General features: G+C 70.4%; 18 protein-coding genes. 13 read left to right on the forward strand and 5 right to left on the reverse strand.

Features of this window, described 5'->3' with window-relative positions; translation table 11 throughout:
- Positions 1-34 precede the first annotated feature (34 nt).
- A complete protein-coding gene (locus tag AB0C75_RS18495) occupies positions 35-277 on the reverse strand; it encodes a mycoredoxin (RefSeq protein ID WP_362892002.1) in 243 nt (80 codons plus the stop codon).
- Between the two features lie 186 nt (positions 278-463).
- Between AB0C75_RS18495 and AB0C75_RS18500 the strand changes: the two genes are divergently transcribed.
- The 5 genes from AB0C75_RS18500 (at position 464) to AB0C75_RS18520 (ending at position 4,495) form a co-directional block, all read left to right on the forward strand.
- A complete protein-coding gene (locus AB0C75_RS18500) occupies positions 464-2,686 on the forward strand; it encodes an ATP-dependent DNA helicase UvrD2 (protein WP_362892004.1) in 2,223 nt (740 codons plus the stop codon).
- A gap of 167 nt (positions 2,687-2,853) precedes the next feature.
- Positions 2,854-3,186 carry a hypothetical protein gene (locus AB0C75_RS18505; RefSeq protein WP_362892006.1) on the forward strand — a complete coding sequence of 111 codons (333 nt, stop codon included), beginning with the start codon at positions 2,854-2,856 and terminating at the stop codon, positions 3,184-3,186.
- A gap of 170 nt (positions 3,187-3,356) precedes the next feature.
- A complete protein-coding gene (locus AB0C75_RS18510) occupies positions 3,357-3,728 on the forward strand; it encodes a WhiB family transcriptional regulator (protein ID WP_362892008.1) in 372 nt (123 codons plus the stop codon).
- On the forward strand, positions 3,725-4,084 hold the full coding sequence (locus tag AB0C75_RS18515) for a hypothetical protein (protein WP_362892010.1): 360 nt from the start codon (positions 3,725-3,727) through the stop codon (positions 4,082-4,084). The genes AB0C75_RS18510 and AB0C75_RS18515 overlap by 4 nt, the downstream gene beginning before the upstream one ends.
- Positions 4,085-4,291: 207 nt before the next feature.
- Complete coding sequence (locus AB0C75_RS18520; RefSeq protein WP_362892012.1) at positions 4,292-4,495, forward strand: hypothetical protein; 204 nt, start codon at positions 4,292-4,294, stop codon at positions 4,493-4,495.
- Positions 4,496-4,511: 16 nt separating this feature from the next.
- On the opposite strand, the gene AB0C75_RS18525 is transcribed toward AB0C75_RS18520, so the two are convergent.
- Positions 4,512-5,954: an AarF/ABC1/UbiB kinase family protein gene (locus AB0C75_RS18525; protein ID WP_362892014.1), complete on the reverse strand. Its 1,443-nt coding sequence runs from the start codon at positions 5,952-5,954 to the stop codon at positions 4,512-4,514.
- A 64-nt stretch (positions 5,955-6,018) separates the two neighbouring features.
- Complete coding sequence (locus tag AB0C75_RS18530; RefSeq protein WP_362892016.1) at positions 6,019-7,167, reverse strand: ThiF family adenylyltransferase; 1,149 nt, start codon at positions 7,165-7,167, stop codon at positions 6,019-6,021.
- 181 nt (positions 7,168-7,348) lie between these two features.
- On the opposite strand from AB0C75_RS18530, the gene AB0C75_RS18535 reads away from it, so the two are divergent.
- The 4 genes from AB0C75_RS18535 (at position 7,349) to AB0C75_RS18550 (ending at position 11,261) form a co-directional block, all read left to right on the forward strand.
- Positions 7,349-7,972: a M48 family metallopeptidase gene (locus tag AB0C75_RS18535; protein WP_362892018.1), complete on the forward strand. Its 624-nt coding sequence runs from the start codon at positions 7,349-7,351 to the stop codon at positions 7,970-7,972.
- Between the two features lie 106 nt (positions 7,973-8,078).
- Complete coding sequence (locus AB0C75_RS18540; protein ID WP_362892020.1) at positions 8,079-9,794, forward strand: TerD family protein; 1,716 nt, start codon at positions 8,079-8,081, stop codon at positions 9,792-9,794.
- Positions 9,795-9,805: 11 nt separating this feature from the next.
- Complete coding sequence (locus tag AB0C75_RS18545) at positions 9,806-10,486, forward strand: AIM24 family protein (RefSeq protein WP_362892022.1); 681 nt, start codon at positions 9,806-9,808, stop codon at positions 10,484-10,486.
- Between the two features lie 19 nt (positions 10,487-10,505).
- Positions 10,506-11,261, forward strand: coding sequence for an AIM24 family protein (locus AB0C75_RS18550; protein WP_362892024.1), 756 nt, complete (start codon positions 10,506-10,508; stop codon positions 11,259-11,261).
- Between the two features lie 276 nt (positions 11,262-11,537).
- Here AB0C75_RS18550 and AB0C75_RS18555 read toward each other — a convergent pair whose 3' ends face one another.
- Positions 11,538-12,086, reverse strand: coding sequence for an NUDIX hydrolase (locus AB0C75_RS18555; RefSeq protein WP_362892026.1), 549 nt, complete (start codon positions 12,084-12,086; stop codon positions 11,538-11,540).
- Complete coding sequence (locus tag AB0C75_RS18560) at positions 12,083-13,543, reverse strand: zinc-dependent metalloprotease (RefSeq protein WP_362892028.1); 1,461 nt, start codon at positions 13,541-13,543, stop codon at positions 12,083-12,085. The genes AB0C75_RS18555 and AB0C75_RS18560 overlap by 4 nt, the downstream gene beginning before the upstream one ends.
- 191 nt (positions 13,544-13,734) lie before the next feature.
- Here AB0C75_RS18560 and AB0C75_RS18565 point away from each other — a divergent pair, with 191 nt between their 5' ends.
- The 4 genes from AB0C75_RS18565 (at position 13,735) to AB0C75_RS18580 (ending at position 17,057) form a co-directional block, all read left to right on the forward strand.
- Positions 13,735-14,877 carry an SDR family oxidoreductase gene (locus AB0C75_RS18565; protein WP_362892030.1) on the forward strand — a complete coding sequence of 381 codons (1,143 nt, stop codon included), beginning with the start codon at positions 13,735-13,737 and terminating at the stop codon, positions 14,875-14,877.
- 108 nt (positions 14,878-14,985) lie between these two features.
- Entirely contained in the window at positions 14,986-15,447 is a 462-nt protein-coding gene (locus AB0C75_RS18570) for a molybdenum cofactor biosynthesis protein MoaE (RefSeq protein ID WP_362892032.1), read from the forward strand.
- A gap of 127 nt (positions 15,448-15,574) precedes the next feature.
- A complete protein-coding gene (locus AB0C75_RS18575) occupies positions 15,575-15,745 on the forward strand; it encodes a hypothetical protein (protein ID WP_362892034.1) in 171 nt (56 codons plus the stop codon).
- A 205-nt stretch (positions 15,746-15,950) separates the two neighbouring features.
- A complete protein-coding gene (locus AB0C75_RS18580; RefSeq protein WP_362892036.1) occupies positions 15,951-17,057 on the forward strand; it encodes a PDZ domain-containing protein in 1,107 nt (368 codons plus the stop codon).
- Positions 17,058-17,072 lie beyond the last annotated feature (15 nt).

Genomic DNA, 17,072 nt, shown 5'->3' on the forward strand with positions numbered 1-17,072 from the left:
CTCTGCTCCGGGGCCGCTGTCATCCGCCTCGGTGTCAGGCGCCGATCTTCTGCTTGACCTGGGCCAGCGAGGGGTTGGTCAGCGTCGAGCCGTCTGGGAAAAGCACGGTCGGCACCGTCTGGTTCCCCCCGTTCGCCTTCTCCACGAAGGCCGCCGAGTCCGCGTCGTGCTCGATGTTGACCTCGGTGTACGCGATGCCCTCGCGGTCCATCTGCCCCTTGAGCCGGCGGCAGTAGCCGCACCACGTGGTGCTGTACATCGTCACAGTGCCCGGCATGTCGTCGGCGCTCCTCATGTCTCGTCCGTCTCGCTGAGTGTCGAGGCCGCGCGCACGCGCACGTCCCGCATGGAGGGAACGTACGAGACCCGACCGCCATTCCCCGGCCTGCCCGCCGGTACGACGAACGCCACCCCCTGTGGACAACCGCCGCGGTGGCCCCTCGCGACCTGGCAGCATGGCAGGGTGACAGCAGCAACGCATTCCACCCTCTTCCCACAGGTCCCCGACTCCGCGGACGCCGTGCTCGACGGGCTCGACCCGGAGCAGCGCGAGGTCGCGCTGGCCCTCGGCGGACCCGTGTGCGTGCTGGCCGGAGCGGGCACGGGCAAGACGCGGGCGATCACGCACCGCATCGCCTACGGGGTGCGTGCCGGCATCCTCCAGCCGACGACCGTGCTCGCCGTCACCTTCACCAACCGGGCGGCCGGGGAGATGCGGGGCAGGCTCCGCCAGCTCGGTGCGACCGGTGTGCAGGCCAGGACCTTCCACTCCGCGGCCCTGCGCCAGCTGCAGTACTTCTGGCCCAGAGCGGTCGGGGGTGAGCTTCCACGGCTGGTGGAGCGCAAGGTCCAGCTGGTCGCCGAGGCCGCGGCCCGCTGCGGGATCCGGCTCGACCGCAACGAGCTGCGGGACACCACCAGTGAGATCGAGTGGGCCAAGGTCACCCAGACCGTGCCCGCCGACTACCCGGCGGCGGTCGCCAAGACCCAGCGGGACGTCCCGCGCGACCCGGCCGAGCTCTCCCAGATCTACGCGATGTACGAGCAGCTGAAGCGCGACCGGTCGGTGATCGACTTCGAGGACGTGCTGCTGCTGACCGTCGGCATCCTCCAGGACCGCCGCGACATCGCTGAGCATGTGCGCGGCCAGTACCAGCACTTCGTCGTCGACGAGTACCAGGACGTCAGCCCGCTCCAGCAGCGCCTGCTCGATCTCTGGCTCGGCGACCGGGACGATCTCTGCGTCGTCGGCGACGCCGGTCAGACGATCTACTCCTTCACCGGTGCCACCCCCGATCATCTGCTGAATTTCCGCACCCGCCATCCCGACGCGACGGTGGTCAAGCTGGTCCGCGACTACCGCTCCACACCTCAGGTCGTCCATCTGGCCAACGGCCTGCTGAGCCAGGCCAGGGGCAAGGCGTCCGAGCACCGGCTCGAGCTGGTCTCGCAGCGGGACAAGGGCCCCGAACCCCTCTACACGGAGTACCCGGACGAGCCCGCGGAGGCCGAGGGCACCGCACGGCGGATCCGCGACCTGATCGCCGCAGGTGTCCCTGCCGGTGAGATCGCCGTGCTGTACCGCGTCAACTCCCAGTCCGAGGTCTATGAGCAGGCACTCGCGGACGCCGGCGTGCCTTACCAGCTGCGTGGCGCGGAGCGCTTCTTCGACCGGCCCGAGGTGCGGGAGGCTGGCGTCGCCCTGCGCGGTGCCGCCCGCGCGGGGGGAAACGACTCACTGCTCGACGGCGCCGACGACCTGCCGTCCGAGGTGCGGGCGGTGCTTTCCACGAAGGGCTGGACCTCCAAGCCGCCGGCCGGTTCGGGGGCGGTGCGGGACCGCTGGGAGTCCCTCGCCGCGCTGGTGCGGCTGGCCGAGGACTTCGAACAGGCCAGGCCGGGCGCGACGCTCTCGGCCCTCGTGGCCGAGCTCGACGAGCGGGCCGCCGCCCAGCACGCGCCGACGGTCCAGGGCGTCACCCTGGCGTCGCTGCACTCGGCGAAGGGCCTGGAGTGGGATGCCGCGTTCCTCGTGGGGCTGACCGAGGGCATGATGCCGATCGCCTACGCCAAGACGGACGAGCAGGTCGAGGAGGAGCGCCGGCTGCTCTATGTCGGTGTCACCCGGGCCCGTTTCCATCTCTCGCTGTCCTGGGCGCTGTCCAGGTCGCCGGGTGGTCGTGGGAACCGCCGGGCGACCCGCTTCCTGAACGGGCTGCGGCCGGGTTCGGCCGCACTCGGCACGCGGGGCGGGGCCGGAGGAGCCGGCGGCATCGACCGGGGCTCCCGTGCGGGCGCGGGCGGCGCGGGGGCGGAGAAGCCGGTCAGGGCGGGCCGGAGGGGACCGGTGAGGTGCAGGGTCTGCGGCAGGACGCTGACCGAGGCCGGCGAGATGAAACTGATGCGCTGCGAGGACTGTCCCTCGGACATGGACGAGGGGCTGTACGAGCGGCTGCGGGAGTGGCGCGCCGACCGGGCGAAGGAGATCAGCCAGCCCGCGTACTGCGTCTTCACCGACAAGACTCTGATGGCGATCGCCGAGGCCGCGCCGGGCAGTGAGGGTGAGCTGGTCGTCATCCCCGGTGTCGGCAACAGGAAGCTGACCAGGTTCGGGGCCGATGTGCTGGCCATTTGCGCAGGCCGGGCGGTGGGTGAGGAGCCGGAGGGCGGCGACGGCGACGTGTGAGAAAAACTCGTCGAAAAAATAGTTTGCGCCCGCAGCAGTCATCACCATAGGTTCTTAACCACGGGAACAGCGACTTCTCTGAAGCCCTGACTCCGTGCTGTACTTATCCGAATACCGCAGGATCGGCCCCGGCCGGTCCCTTGAGACGCCGAGAGGAGGCGATTGTCGTGATCAGCATCATCAACACCATCAAAATGACCGATCCGTCGGTCGTCTCCACCTGCTCGCTCGGCCTCACCCGTTCCTCGGAGCTCTCGCTTCTCGCCACCGGTGTGTCCGGCATCTCCGCGATCAGCCCGCTGTCTGCGGCGAGCCTGCCCGTGCGAGAGCGCAATGAGCGACCGACCGAGGCGCCGGAAGCAGCAGTAGCGAAGGGACGGGCCTCGGCCTATGCCTTTGCGGCAGCCGCAGCCGGTGCCGGAGCCCAGAAGCAGACGACGCAGCACCACCACACGATGTGGGCCTTCCGTGGGCCTGAACCCTGGAGTGATCCAGCCTGATCCATATCAGGCCGGCGCCTTCAGGGCCGCGGAACCCCACTCGGGATCCGCGGCCCTTTTGTTTTGTCCGAACGGATGAGACGAGACGAAGGAGCCTCGGGACAGCAGGACCTGGTACCAGCCGCCAACCGGCCAACAGGCCGGCACGACCAGACGAGGACAACGCCACCGTGCAACTCGAGACGCACGCCCCGTCCGTACCGCCTTCCGACACGATCTCCCCGCCCGGCCTCACGGAGGACTCCACCTTGATCCCCCTCACCGCGCTCACCGCGCTCGACGACGCCATCGAGAACCTCGGCGTGCCCGTCCCGTGCCGTTCCTACGACCCGGAGGTCTTCTTCGCCGAGTCCCCGGCCGACGTCGAATACGCCAAGTCCCTCTGCCGGACCTGTCCGCTGATCGAGGCCTGCCTCGCCGGCGCCAAGGAGAGGCGCGAGCCGTGGGGCGTCTGGGGCGGTGAGCTCTTCGTGCAGGGCGTCGTGGTCGCCCGCAAGAGGCCGCGTGGCCGTCCCCGTAAGCACCCGGTCGTCGCGGCGTGACCGCCGGCCTGGGGGTCATGTCCCCCACACGAACGAAGCGCATCGGAACCATCGACCGTCCCCAGACCCATGACCCCCGGAATCAGGCACCCATGACCACCACCACGAGGGAGCCTGTCGGCTCCGCCACCCCGGACGTCACCATCATCGGCGCGAACGACTCGCGTCAGAACAGGACCCGCGAGATGCAACTCATCCCAGAAGCCCTGGCCCGTGCTCATATGCACGACCGCCTGAGGGAGGCCGAGGACGCCCGTGAGGCCGGCCGCCTGGTGGCCGCCAGGCGGATGCAGCGCCGTGCGGAGCGTGCCTCGATGCGCGCCCGCCGGGCGCTCGCCATGGCCGTCATGCACTGACAGCCCAGACATCCCAGGCACAGCACCCGCAGTAGGCGGCACCAGTAGTACGCAGCATCAGCAGTTGGTACGCAGCAACACGGCTGCCGGGCCACCGCTCGGCTCCTCAGGCAGCCAACCTCCCCGACCAGCGGGGCCGGCCAGGACAGGTCGGCCCCGCAGTGCGTGCGCCGTGCGCCGTGCGCCGGGCGGCGTTATCGTCGCGAGGTGGACGAGGAGACTCATCACCCCGCGAAACCGGTTGCCCATCGTGTGGCGTGTGCCCGCTGCGGCACCACCGCGACATCGGACCCGGCACCTCCGACGTGGCTCTGCTCCGTGGAGAACGGCAGCCGCCAGTACTTCTGCGAGGACTGCGCGCGCACCCACATCAGAGCGATCGAGAGCAGACTCGACTCCGCCTGGTGGTGACCGGCCGGCGGCGCCACTACACCTCGACCGCCGCGGCCTCCTCCGCGCTGTCCTTCGCGCCCTCCTGCTCGCTGTCCTCGGCCGGTTCGTACTCCTCCTCCAGGAGGAACCCCGGCAGCCAGGACTCCAGTTCGTCACGGAGACGGACGGTCGCGCCCAGCTGGCAGAGCACCCCGATCGTGCTCAGCGTCACGCGGTGTATCAGCAGATAGGACGGCGGCAGATTCAGCTGCTTCCCCATCTGATGCGCCGGGGAGCGCGGATCAGCGATCCGGGCCGCCTGGCTGCGCAGCCAGGAGCGGGTGAAGGTGAACTCGTCCACCTGCGCCGGCTCGATGATGGGCAGCAGATAGCCGAGCACGGCGTCCGGTTCGAGATCGATGGAGTCCTTGACGAAGCCCGCCTCGCGCAACATGGCGTACACGGCGTCGGCGTCCCCGTCGAGCGTCATCCGCAGCGCGTCACCGATGATCCCTGGCAGACCGCCGGGAAGCCGGTCCACCGTGCCGAAGTCCAGCACCCCCAGGCGCCAGGGCGCCACTTCGTCGGGGCCGTCCGGGTCCCCGGCGGTCATGCCGTCCGCCGGGGGAAGCAGCCGGAAGTTACCCGGATGGGGGTCCGCGTGCAGCAGACCGGTGCGGGCCGGACCCGAGAACAGGAAACGCGCCAGCAGCTGGCCCGCCCGGTCCCGCTGCCGCGTCGTACCGTCGGCGATCACCTCCGACAGCGGAATTCCGCCGATCCACTCCGTGACGAGCACCTGCTCGGACCGATGCACCACCTGGGGGATCACGACATCGGGATCGTCCTCGAACTCCGCCGCGTGCTCCTCCTGGGCCTGGGCCTCCAGGCCGTAGTCCAGCTCCTCGGACACCCGGTCGCGCAGCTCCGTGATGAGCGGCTTGATGTCCATCCCCGGCACCAGCGGCCCCAGGAGCCGTGCGAAGCGGCTGAGTTGGGTGAGATCCGACAGCAACGCCTCACCGGCGCCCGGATACTGCACCTTCACGGCGACGTCGCGGCCGTCGTGCCACACGGCGCGGTGGACCTGTCCGATCGAGGCCGCGGCGGACGGCCGGTCCTCGAACTCGATGAACAGCTCCCGCCAGTCATCGCCCAGCTGTTCCTCCAGTACCCCGTGGACCGTGGAGGTCGGCATGGGCGGCGCCGCCTCCTGCAGCTTGGTCAGCGCCGCTCGGTAGGGGCCCGCGACATCCTCGGGCAGCGCGGATTCGAAGACGGACAGCGCCTGTCCCAGCTTCATCGCACCGCCCTTCAGCTCACCGAGGACCTTGAAGAGCTGGTCCGCCGTGCGCTGCTGGACCTCACGCGCCACCATCTCGGCGGGCTTCCCGCCGATCCGTTTGCCCAGACCCCATGTGGCACGGCCGGCGAAGCCGAGCGGCAGGGCTGCCAGCTTCGCGGTACGGGTGACCGCCTTCCGGGGAAGATCAGACATGTGCCCCTCCAGTTCCCAGACTGCCGTGCGGCGTGAGTATCCGGCTCAGCTCCGTCGGCGACGGTCACCCGGCCATTGTGTCGTGCGTGGCGCCGGCCGCGGGGGTGAGCCCCACCTCAGTGTGCCCGGCGGCACCGCAGAGACAGTCGAGGTGCGGGTCCAGGCGCTCCGGCCGCCAGTCCAGCATCGGCATGGCGGCCTCCCACCGCGCCCCCGTGCTGGACGGCAGCTCTCCGTCGAGGAACGACAGCGCATGGGCCGCGGCCAGGCCCGCCACGGCGGTCGCCAGGCCCAGGTCGCAGGCCTGCACCCAGGTGCGCCGGCCCGACCTCCACTGCGCGAGCATCCGTGGCCACTGCGGGTCCGCCTCCGCGCGGCGCAGTGCCAGGCAGCCCGCGCAGCCGGTGCCTCCTGGCAGCACCAACGGCCCGACCACTCCGGTGGCTTCGATCACTCCCGCATAGAGATGGGGCGTACCTGAGGAGATCCACGGCGCCGCGGTGTCCGGGTCGGGGGCGTAGACGGAGAGGCCGTCCCTCGGTGCCACCACGATCAGGGACAGGGCGGGTTCGCCGCTTGTCGGGGCCCGGCCCGTCCCGCCGCCCGATCGCGGAGGTCCGCCCACCGCGGATCTGCGCACCAGCTGCCGGGCCGCCGTGTCCCGGCGCTCTCCGACCGCTGACGCCGGGAGACCGCCAGGAGCGACGTCCCAGGGTTCGGTACGGCCCCCGTCGAGAACCTCGACGTGGCCGACCCCCGACCCCGACAGGACCGCGGCGATCGTCGCGCCGACCCTGCCGGCTCCGCGCACCTGTACCCGCGTCGCGCGCCGGGCCGCGAGCCTGCGCAGCCCGCTGCCGGGTGTCGGATGGACCACGGAGAGCGCTGCGGCGTCGGGGCGCTGGCGTTCCAGGGTCTCGGCCCGTCGGCGTAAGGCGTCGGCCTCGGGGCCGCCCGCGTCCGGATCGTCCAGCAGACCGGCCTCCGTGAGGCGCGATACGAGAATGTCCACATGCCGGTCCGACAGGTCCAGAGCTCTCGCCTCCTCGCGGAGCAGCGGTAGCCCGCGTGTTCCGTCGAGCAGCTCCAGAAAGCTGCCTGTGGCGATATCCATCGGTCCCAGCGTTACCGCGTGCGCGGGCGTCACGCCGAATTGCACGGTGTTCCTTCCACGCCAGGCACGGCGCAGCGCGGGCTTCAGCATCGGATGCATGACTTCTCCCAGGTCGGTGTCGGGGCTCCGTTGCCAGAATGCAACGTGGCGGCGAAACGGGCGGAAAGTTATCCACAGGCTGGGGTATTAGTCGTTCAAATGGTGCAAGTCGAGAAGTGGATCAACGCCGGTCCGTCGGGGAGGCGGGACTTACCGCGCCGCCGGCGGGTAACGTCGTGACGTGCCCGCCGACTCCTCACCTGGTCTCGCCGGGGAGACCCCTGCGCGTGGCGCCGGACGCCGGCAGGTCGGCGCAGCCGCCCAGCAGCCCCGCGCATCGGCGACGAGCGCGGTCGAGGTCCGCAGGAGCACCCGGCGCAGCAGAACGGTCTCGGCGTACCGGGAGGGCGACCGCACCATCGTGCTCATCCCCGCCCGGATGTCGGAGGACGAGGAGCAGCGCTGGGTCGGCGTGATGCTGGACAAGCTGGCCGCGCAGGAGAGCAAGCGCGTCATCGGTGACACCGAGCTCGCCGACCGCGCGGAGCGGCTCTCCGGCCAGTATCTCGACGGCCGTGCGCGGCCCGCCTCCGTGCGCTGGGTGACCAATCAGAACACCCGCTGGGGCTCCTGCACTCCGGCCGAGGGCAGCATCCGGCTCTCGCACCGGCTGCAGGGGATGCCGGAGTACGTACTCGACTACGTCCTCCTGCACGAGTTGGCCCATCTGCTGGTCCCCGGTCACGGGCCGCGTTTCTGGCAGCTCCTTGAGGCGTACCCCCGTACCGAGCGGGCGCGGGGTTACCTCGAAGGAGTGGTGGCGGCCGACCGGCTTCCGCATCTGCCCGCCGCCCGCGAGGAGTGACGTCGGCGGTTCTGTACCGGGTCTGTACCGGCTTGGCTCGATGTCGTGGTTTGCGGTTAGCCTGACGCGATGCATTCACCTTCGGGATGGGGGACGGTCGTTACGCATGGCCAGGGAATTTCAGCGCGGCCACAAGGCCAAGGTCAGTGATCTCACGTCAGGGACGGATCTGTACGTAGGCGTGCAGATCGCGGGCCCCGGCCTGACGTTCGACATCAGCTGCTTCGGTCTCGATGCCAATGAGCAGCTCTCCGACGACCGGTATTTCATCTTCTTCAACCAGCCGAAATCACCTGAGGAGTCCATTCAGCTTCTCGGTGCCCAGGCAGGTGACACAGAATCGTTCCGCGTCACCCTCGACCGTATTCCGGCGAACATCCACAAGCTGTCGTTCACCGCGACCGTCGACGGCGCGGGGCAGATGTCGCAGGTCGGCCCCGGGTACATCCGGATCGTGGCCGGTGGCGAGGAAGTGGTGAGGTACGCCTTCACCGGCTCGGAGTTCACCACCGAGCGCGCGGTCATGCTCGGCGACTTCTATCTCAAGGACGTCTGGCGGTTCGCCGCGATCGGCCAGGGCTTCGACGGCGGACTCGACGCGCTGCTCAAGAACTTCGGCGGGGAGGTCGCCGAGGAGGCTCCCGCCGAGCCCCCGCAGGGCGCCGCACCCTCGTTCGCGCCGCCCGCCCAGGCCTCCGCGCCTCCCGCCTTCGGTGCTCCGGCCGCTCCCCAGCCGCCGCAGCCCGCACCGGCGTTCGGGTCTCCGGCAGCGCCGGCTCCCGCGCCGCAGCAGCCGCCGATACACGCCGCGCCGACCATCGCGGCACCCCTGGCGCAGCCGCCGCAGGCACCGGCTCCGCAAGCACCGGCCCCTGTGGCGCCCGCGCCTTCGCCGTACGGACAGCCGCCCCAGCAGCCGCAGTTCGGCCAGGTCCCGGGCCAGGGAGCCCCGCCCGCGCCGCCGCCCTACGGTCAGCAGGCGCCTCCCGCCCCGCCCTACGGTCAGCAGGCGCCTCCTGCCCCGCCCTTCGGCCAGCAGGCGCCTCCCGCCCCGCCCTACGGTCAGCAGCCCCCGGCCGCCCCGGCGTTCGGCCAGCAGCCACCCGGCATGCAGCCCGGTATGCCGCAAGGCGTACCCCAGGGCGTCCCCGCCGGCGGCGCAGGCCTGCAGGCCGCCCTGCAGCTCTACAAGGAGACGGCCACCGGGCAGCGCTGGACCTCGCAGAACGCGAAGCTCATGCGCGTCGACCTGACGATGGGTGACGGCGCCCCGGTGCTGGCCCGTCAGGGCAGCATGGTGATGTACCAGGGCAAGGTCGACTTCGGCTACAAGGGCGCCGGTTTCGCGGGCCGCATGGTCGGCAACGCCACGGGCCAGGAGATGCAGCTGATGCGCTGCACCGGCCGCGGCCAGGTCTTCCTCGCCGAGGAAGGGACCCATCTGCATCCCATCGAACTGCAGGGTGACGGCATCTGCGTCTCCGCGGAGAACGTCCTCGCCTTCGACGAGTCCCTGCAGTACGAGGTGCGCAGGATCGAAGGACACGGGATTCCCGGCGGCGCCCTGTTCACGATGCTGTTCCAGGGCACCGGCACCGTCGTCGTCAAGACCCACGGTGTGCCGGTCGTCCTGCCTGTCACGCCGACCACCTTCGCCGACTGCAACGCCGTGGTGGCCTGGTCGTCCGCGTCCCAGGTGATCATCTCCAGCCAGGTCCGGCTGCGCCGCAACGCGTACCCGGGGCACAGCGGGGAGACCGTGAACCTCCAGTTCCGGGGAGCCCCCGGAAACTTCATCGTCGTACAGCCCTACGAGGTCTGAGGGAGCCCGTCATGAATCAGCAGCTCGCGGGCTTCGCCCCGACCCCCGTCACGGCCCGCATGGAGAACCACGGCAGCACCATGCTCAAGGTCGCCATGGCCACCGGCCAGGACCTCTACGCGCGCACCGGCTCGATGGTGGCCTACGAGGGCTTCATCCAGTACGAACCCAACCCGCCCGCAGTCCGCAGCATCGCCGCCCAGTGGATCACCGGCGAGGGCGCACCGCTGATGAAGTGCGCCGGGGACGGACTGCTCTACCTCGCCGACTACGGCGCCGACGTCGTCGTGATCAACCTCGACAACGACGCGCTCTCGGTCAACGGCACCAATCTCCTGGCCTTCGACAGTCACCTCACCTGGGGTGTGGAGCGGGTCAAGGGGATGGCTAAATTCGCAGGCCAGGGCCTGTGGAACATCGGGATCCAGGGCACGGGATGGGTCGCCATCACCTCGCGCGGCACACCGATCGTCGTCGACTGCGGCAGGGGCGAGGACGAGACCTATGTCGATCCCGACGCCCTCGTCGCCTGGTCCCCGAACCTCAAGGTGAAGGGCAAGCGCAGCTTCAAGGCGGGCTCCCTCATCGGGCGCGGCAGCGGAGAGGCGTACCAGATGGCCTTCTCCGGCCAGGGCATCGTCGTCGTCCAGCCGAGCGAGGACAGTACCGACCGCCTGCGGATCCGGAACTGAGCGGGGGGAGAAACACATCATGCAGAGTCCGCTTTTCAGCTACACCGAACAGCAGTCGCAGGACCGCTACACCGTCCAGAATCCGCAGCTCCTGCGGGTCGCGCTGGCCGGCCACGACGACGTCCTGGCCCGCAAGGGCGCGATGGTCGCCTACCAGGGACTCATGGAGTTCGACGGGGAGTACCAGTCGCACGGCCAGCGCCAGGCCCGCAGGAGCACCGGTGAGGGCCTCGACCTCATGCGCTGCTCCGGGCAGGGCACGGTCTATCTGGCCAACCTCGCGCAGTACATCCATGTGGTGGACGTCGACCACGAGGGCATGACGGTCGACAGCGCCTACGTCCTCGCGCTGGACTCCTCGCTGCACACCGAGGTCATCGCGGTGGACAGCCAGTACGGGGTCTCCGGCACCGGCAAGTACCAGCTCAGCATCACCGGGGAAGGCAAGGTCGCGCTGATGACCTCGGGCCGGCCGCTGTCGATCCAGGTCACCCCCGACAAGTACGTCAATGCCGACGCCGACGCGATCGTCGCCTGGTCGAGCGGGCTGCGGGTGCAGATGCAGGCCCAGACCCACTCCTCCGGCGTCTTCCGGCGCCGTGGCAACACGGGGGAGGGCTGGGAGCTGAGCTTCCTCGGCCAGGGCTTCGCCCTCGTCCAGCCGAGCGAGGTGCTGCCGCCGCAGAGCGCCCAGATCGGCTCGGGGGCCGCGGCCCAGTTCGGTATGGGGCAGCAGGGCGCGCACGGCCAGAACCAGAACAACGCCTGGAACTGAACCGCGAGCCGCCCGCTCGGACCGGGCCGCCCGCTCGGACCGGGCGCGGACACGAGGGGCGGTCTCCCACGGGAGCCCGCCCCTCACCCGCCGATACGTCTAGGGCGTGTTTCGAAAGTCCCGCCTGCCCGGCGACGCCTGGCACGCACGCTCGCCGCGTTGTCGGGATCGCCCCGATACACCCAGTATCGGGGCGACCCTCCGCCTTGCGATCGCACGCACCGGACGCCGGCGGGCCCGCCCTTCGGGCGGACGGCGCTACTTTCGAAACGCGCCCTAGAGGCCGCCCTGATCCAGCCGTGCACGGGTGCTCGCAAGAAGCCGCCCGACCGAGGCGTCGGCCACCCCAGCCACCTCGTCGTAGGGGAACCAGCGCAGATCGAGCGACTCTTCGCTGATGCGCTCCACCGCCCCGGCAGATGCCGTCGCCGCGTACTGCACATCGAGGTGCCAGTGGCAGGGCGCCGGGATGGGATGGCGGTCGAGCCGCACGGGCCCGCCCGGCAGCAGGATGAGCCCGGGGATCCCCGACTCCTCCGTGGCCTCGCGCAGGGCCGCCGCCGCCAGGGTGGTGTCCTGGGGCTCGCAGTGCCCGCCCATCTGCAGCCACATCCGCAGCTTCCTGTGCAGCGTCAGCAGGACCCTGCCGCGCTCGGGGTCGATCACCAGCGCGCTGGCGGTCAGATGCCCCGCCCCGCACGCTTTCCACATGCCGTCGGGGTGCTCGGCCAGATGGGTCAGATACGTCCGGCGCAGCTCGGCCTGGGCCGCGTCGCCGTCGTCGTAGCTCTTGAGTACCGAGATCGCGTCGTCGTGCAGGCTCACCGGCCGGAGTCGTCCTTGCCGTCGTCCTTCGGGCCCTCCGGGCCTTCGTCGCCGGGCCCGTCCTCGCTCTCCTCCTCGGCGTCGGGCTTCTGCGGGCCCTTCGCCGCCTCTCCGAGCATCTTGTCCAGCTCGGAGAAGTCCAGCTGCTCGTGGTGGACGAACCCGTCCGGGTCGTCCAGGTCCCTGGCCGTCGGCAGCATGTCCGGGTGCTCCCACAGGCCGTCACGGCCGTCGACGCCCCGGGCGTCAGTGAGCGAGGCCCACAGCCGGGAGGCGTCGCGCAGTCGGCGCGGCCGCAGCTGGAGCCCGATGAGCGTGGCGAAGGTCTGCTCGGCGGGACCGCCTGAGGCGCGGCGCCTGCGCATCGTCTCGCGCAGGGCGTCCGCCGAGGTCAGCCGGGACTTCGCGGCCTCGTGCACCACCGCGTCCACCCAGCCCTCGACGAGGGCGAGAGCGGTCTCCAGACGGGCCAGTGACGCCTTCTGCTCCGGGGTGTCCTCCGGCTGGAACATGCCCTGCTGAAGAGCGTCCTGGAGCTGCTCGGGCTGCGAGGGGTCGAACTGCCCGACGACGTCCTCCAGCTTGCTGGTGTCGACCTTGATGCCGCGCGCATAGGCCTCGACCGCGCCGAACAGATGCGAGCGCAGCCACGGGACGTGCGCGAAGAGCCGCTGGTGGGCCGCCTCGCGCAGCGCCAGATACAGCCGCACCTCGTCCTGCGGCACGCTCAGGTCCTTGCCGAACCGCTCGACGTTCAGCGGAAGCAGCGCGGCCTTGCCGGCCGGCGCCAGCGGAAGGCCGATGTCGGTCGAGCCGACGACCTCACCGGCGAGCGTGCCGACGGCCTGGCCGATCTGCTGGCCGAACATGGCGCCGCCCATGGACCGCATCATGCCGATCAGCGGGCCGGCCATGGCCTGCATCTCCTCCGGCAGGACATCGCCCATGGCGAGGCCGACACGCTCGGCCACCGGGTCGACCAGCTGCTGCCACGCGGGCAGCGAGGCCTCGACCCACTCGGCGCGGCTCCACGCCACCGTCGACACGGAGCCCGACGGCAGCGAGGTCACGCCGTCCAGCCAGAGGTCGGCGAGACGGAGCGCCTCGTCGACGGAGGCCCGCTCCGTGGGTCCGACGCTCGCGTCCTTGCTGCCGTCCGTGGTGCCCTGCGACACCGTCTGGCGGGCGATCTGCTTGGCCATGTCCCAGTTGACCGGGCCGCCCTCGTAGCTCAGCATCTGGCCGAGCTGCTGGAAGGCCGCACCCAGGTCGTTCGGGTTCATCGAACCGAACATCGCCGCGAACGGGTTGTCCCCGCCCGCGCCCGGCCCGATGCCGAACGGGTTCGCCGGCCCGCCCGAGCCCTGCCCACCACCGGTGGGGTCCTTCTTCTTGCCCTCGTCGCCGTCTTCCGGCTCCTCCGGCGGAAGGCCGAATCCGAATGGGGTGTCACTCACGGGTTTCCTCGGCTCGTAGGGCCGCCGGCTGGAACCGACGGCGGCTGCCCGACATCACCATCCAGCGTAGACACCGAAGCCCGCTCGGGCCCTCAGTGCTCCGCCGGCTCCCGGCCTGCGGCAGGATGGACGCCACCTGGTACGTACGCGTCATTCGGGTACGTACTGAAGACAACCGCTGGAGACGCCCGGTGAGTTCCCCAGATCCGCAGGTTCGCGCAGCGCGAAACCTGGCCGACCCCTCGCCCGAAAGCAAGCCCACGAAAAATTCTTCCCGAAGTCGCGGCCCCGTCGTCGCGGTCACCGGTGCCGCGAGCGGCGTGGGTGAGCTGCTCACCGCCCATCTCGCAGCATCCGACCGGATCAAGCAGGTCATCGCCATGGACGAACGCCGCGGGGACGTCCCCGAGGCGACGTGGCACATCCTGGACGTGCGGGACCCCGCCATCGCCGAGAAACTGCGCGGCGCGGACGTCGTCGTGCACCTGGCGCTCGACCTCGACCTGGAGACCGATCCCGCCGCCCGTACCGCGTACAACGTGCGCGGTACCCAGACCGTGCTGACGGCCGCGGCGGCCGTGGGTGTCCACCGGGTCGTGCTGTGCACATCGGCGATGGTCTACGGCGCTCTGCCCGACAACGACATCCCGCTCTCCGAGGACGCGGAACTGCGGGCCACCGCTGAGGCCACCGGTGTCGGCGACCTGCTGGAGATCGAACGGCTCGGCCGCCGCGCACCCCGCGCCCACCCCGGCCTCAACGTCACGGTCGTGCGTCCCACCGTCCTGGTCGGGGGTACGGACACGGCGCTCACCCGGTACTTCGAGTCGCCCAGGCTCCTGGTCGTAGCCGGCTCCCGCCCCGCCTGGCAGTTCTGTCACGTCGACGACCTGGTCAGCGCCCTGGAGTACGCGGCTCTCGAAAAGATCGAGGGGGAGTTCGCGGTCGGCTGCGACGGCTGGCTCGAACAGGAGGAGGTGGAGGAGCTCTCCGGTGTGCGCCGCATGGAGCTGCCCTCCGCCGTTGCCCTCGGTGCGGCGGCCAGGCTGCACCGGATCGGCCTCACACCGTCACCGGCGGGCGACCTCGCCTACACGATGCACCCCTGGGTGGTCAGTGTGAGCCGGCTGCACGACGCGGGATGGCGCCCCCGCTGGACCAACGAGGAGGTCCTGGCAGCGCTCCTGGAAGAGGTGGAAGGACGCCACACGGTCGCCGGCCGGCGACTGGGACGCAAGGACGCCACGGCGGCGGGCGCGGCGGGTGCGACCGTGGCACTGCTCGGCACCGCGGCGCTCGTACGGCGGGCCCGCAAGGCGCGCCGGCGCTTCTAGCGGGGCCGCGGTCAGGCCTCTGCCTGGTAGAAGGCTCCAAGCCGGCCGGTGAGGCACCGGTCGAAACCGCTATTACGGGGAGCGTGCGGCGTGCGGCACGATGGCCCCATGGCACGCACCCACGATCACCCCGGCGAGCACGCGGCCCAGGACCCCATCCGGCTGCTGGACATCCGCGACACGCCGCTGTCCGTCGACGAGATCTTCCGCGCGGTCGGTGACGACACCGCGGGAGGCACGTCGCTCTTCGTCGGCACGGTGCGCAATCACGACGGGGGACAGGACGTCGGCTCCCTCGGATACTCCTGTCACCCGACGGCCGGCGACGAGCTGCGCAGGGTGGCCGAGAAGGTCGTGGCGGAGTACCCGGTGCGGGCGCTGGCCGCCGTCCACCGGGTGGGTGAACTGTCCGTGGGCGATCTGGCGGTGGTCGTCGCCGTGTCCTGCGCCCATCGGGGTGAGGCCTTCGCGGCCTGCCGCAAGCTGATCGACGACCTCAAGCGCGAGGTCCCGATCTGGAAGCACCAGCGTTTCTCCGACGGTACGGAGGAGTGGGTCGGCGCCTGCTGAGCGCAAACCGCCCCCAGGGGCATCAGCCCCGATTTGCGTAACCGCACCCCTGCCGTGAGCGTTGGTCCTCCAGGTGGTTAATCTGCTGATCGTCAGTTGCGGTCGCTCATGGGGTAGGGAGGTCGTGATGGCAGCACTCGCGTGGCTGTTGATTCCACTCATAGCTGCTCTCGGTGCAGCGATATGGGGAGGGTGGGCAGCCCGTAACCGAACGATCGGCGACGGTACCGAACTCGCCGGCTACGCCAGGTTCCGTGAAGCGATGGAGAAGTCGCACTCCGGTTCCGAGGCGCTCTGAGACCCGAGCAGCTGTACGCAGTTGCCAACACCGCAACGCACCCGCTCCAACGCACCCGCTCCAACGCACCCGCTCCCCGTAGGCGCAGTCCACGCAGCGAGCGAATCCGCGACGCCTCCCGGTCCTTTCGGACCTCACCGCCCGTCCGCCTCGTACGGACCGGCCCCGACGGTGCACTGACAGGCTGTTCCCGTACTGTCGTTCCATGCCACGCCGCACCGCGACGATGCTCGCCTCCACCCTCATCCTGATCGCGCTGCTCTGCGCAGGCGTGTTGATCCGCGTGCCGTATTCGGAGATGTCGCCCGGCCCGACCGTGAACACGCTCGGCGACGCCCGTGGCGAGCCGGTCCTGCACATCAGCGGCCGCAAGACGTATCCGACGTCCGGCAACCTCAACATGACGACGGTGCGCGTCACGGGCGCGGACTTCGACATGAACATCGTCGAGGCCGTCTACGGCTGGCTCGCCCACGACAGCGTGGTCGTCCCCCACGACACGCTCTACCCGGACGGCAAGACCGAGGAGCAGTCGACCCAGGAGAACGCCGAGGAGTTCAGCCAGTCCCAGGAGAGCGCGAAGGTCGCCGCTCTGGAGGAGCTGAAGATCCCCGTCACCTCGCGCGTGGTGGTCTCCACGGTCGTCAAGGACAGTGCCGCCGAGGGCGTGCTGCACGCAGGCGATGTGATCAAGGCGGTCGACGGCACGGCGGTGAAGCAGCCGGAGGACGTCGCCAAGCTCGTCACGAAGCACACGCCGGGCGAGGACGTCGTCTTCACGGTGATCCCGGCCAGGACCGCGGCCGCCGCCGAGAAGGCGGGCAAGGAGCCCAAGGGCTCCCACGACATCACCCTCACCACGCGCAAGGCTCCCGCGGACCCCTCGAACGGTTCCGGTGACCGGGCCATCGTGGGGATCCAGGCCGGGACGGACCACACGTTCCCGTTCGAGATCGACATCAAGCTGGCCGATGTCGGCGGCCCGAGCGCCGGACTGATGTTCTCGCTCGGCATCATCGACAAGCTGACGCCCGGAAAGCTGACGGGCGGAAAGTTCATCGCCGGCACCGGCACCATCGACGACAACGGCAAGGTGGGTCCCATCGGCGGGATCAACATGAAGCTGGTCGGCGCGCGCGACGGAGGCGCCCGGTACTTCCTGACCCCGGACGAGAACTGCGCCGCCGCGGCGTCCGACACGCCGAGCGGCCTCACCCTCGTGAGGGTGAAGACGCTCGCCGACGCCAAGAAGTCCCTGGAGAAGATCCGTACGGGGGACACGGCCGGCCTGCCGAGCTGCTCGAAGAGCTGAGGCGGCCGGCCCCCG

Source organism: Streptomyces sp. NPDC048565, from assembly GCF_040650935.1.
Lineage (GTDB): Bacteria > Actinomycetota > Actinomycetes > Streptomycetales > Streptomycetaceae > Streptomyces.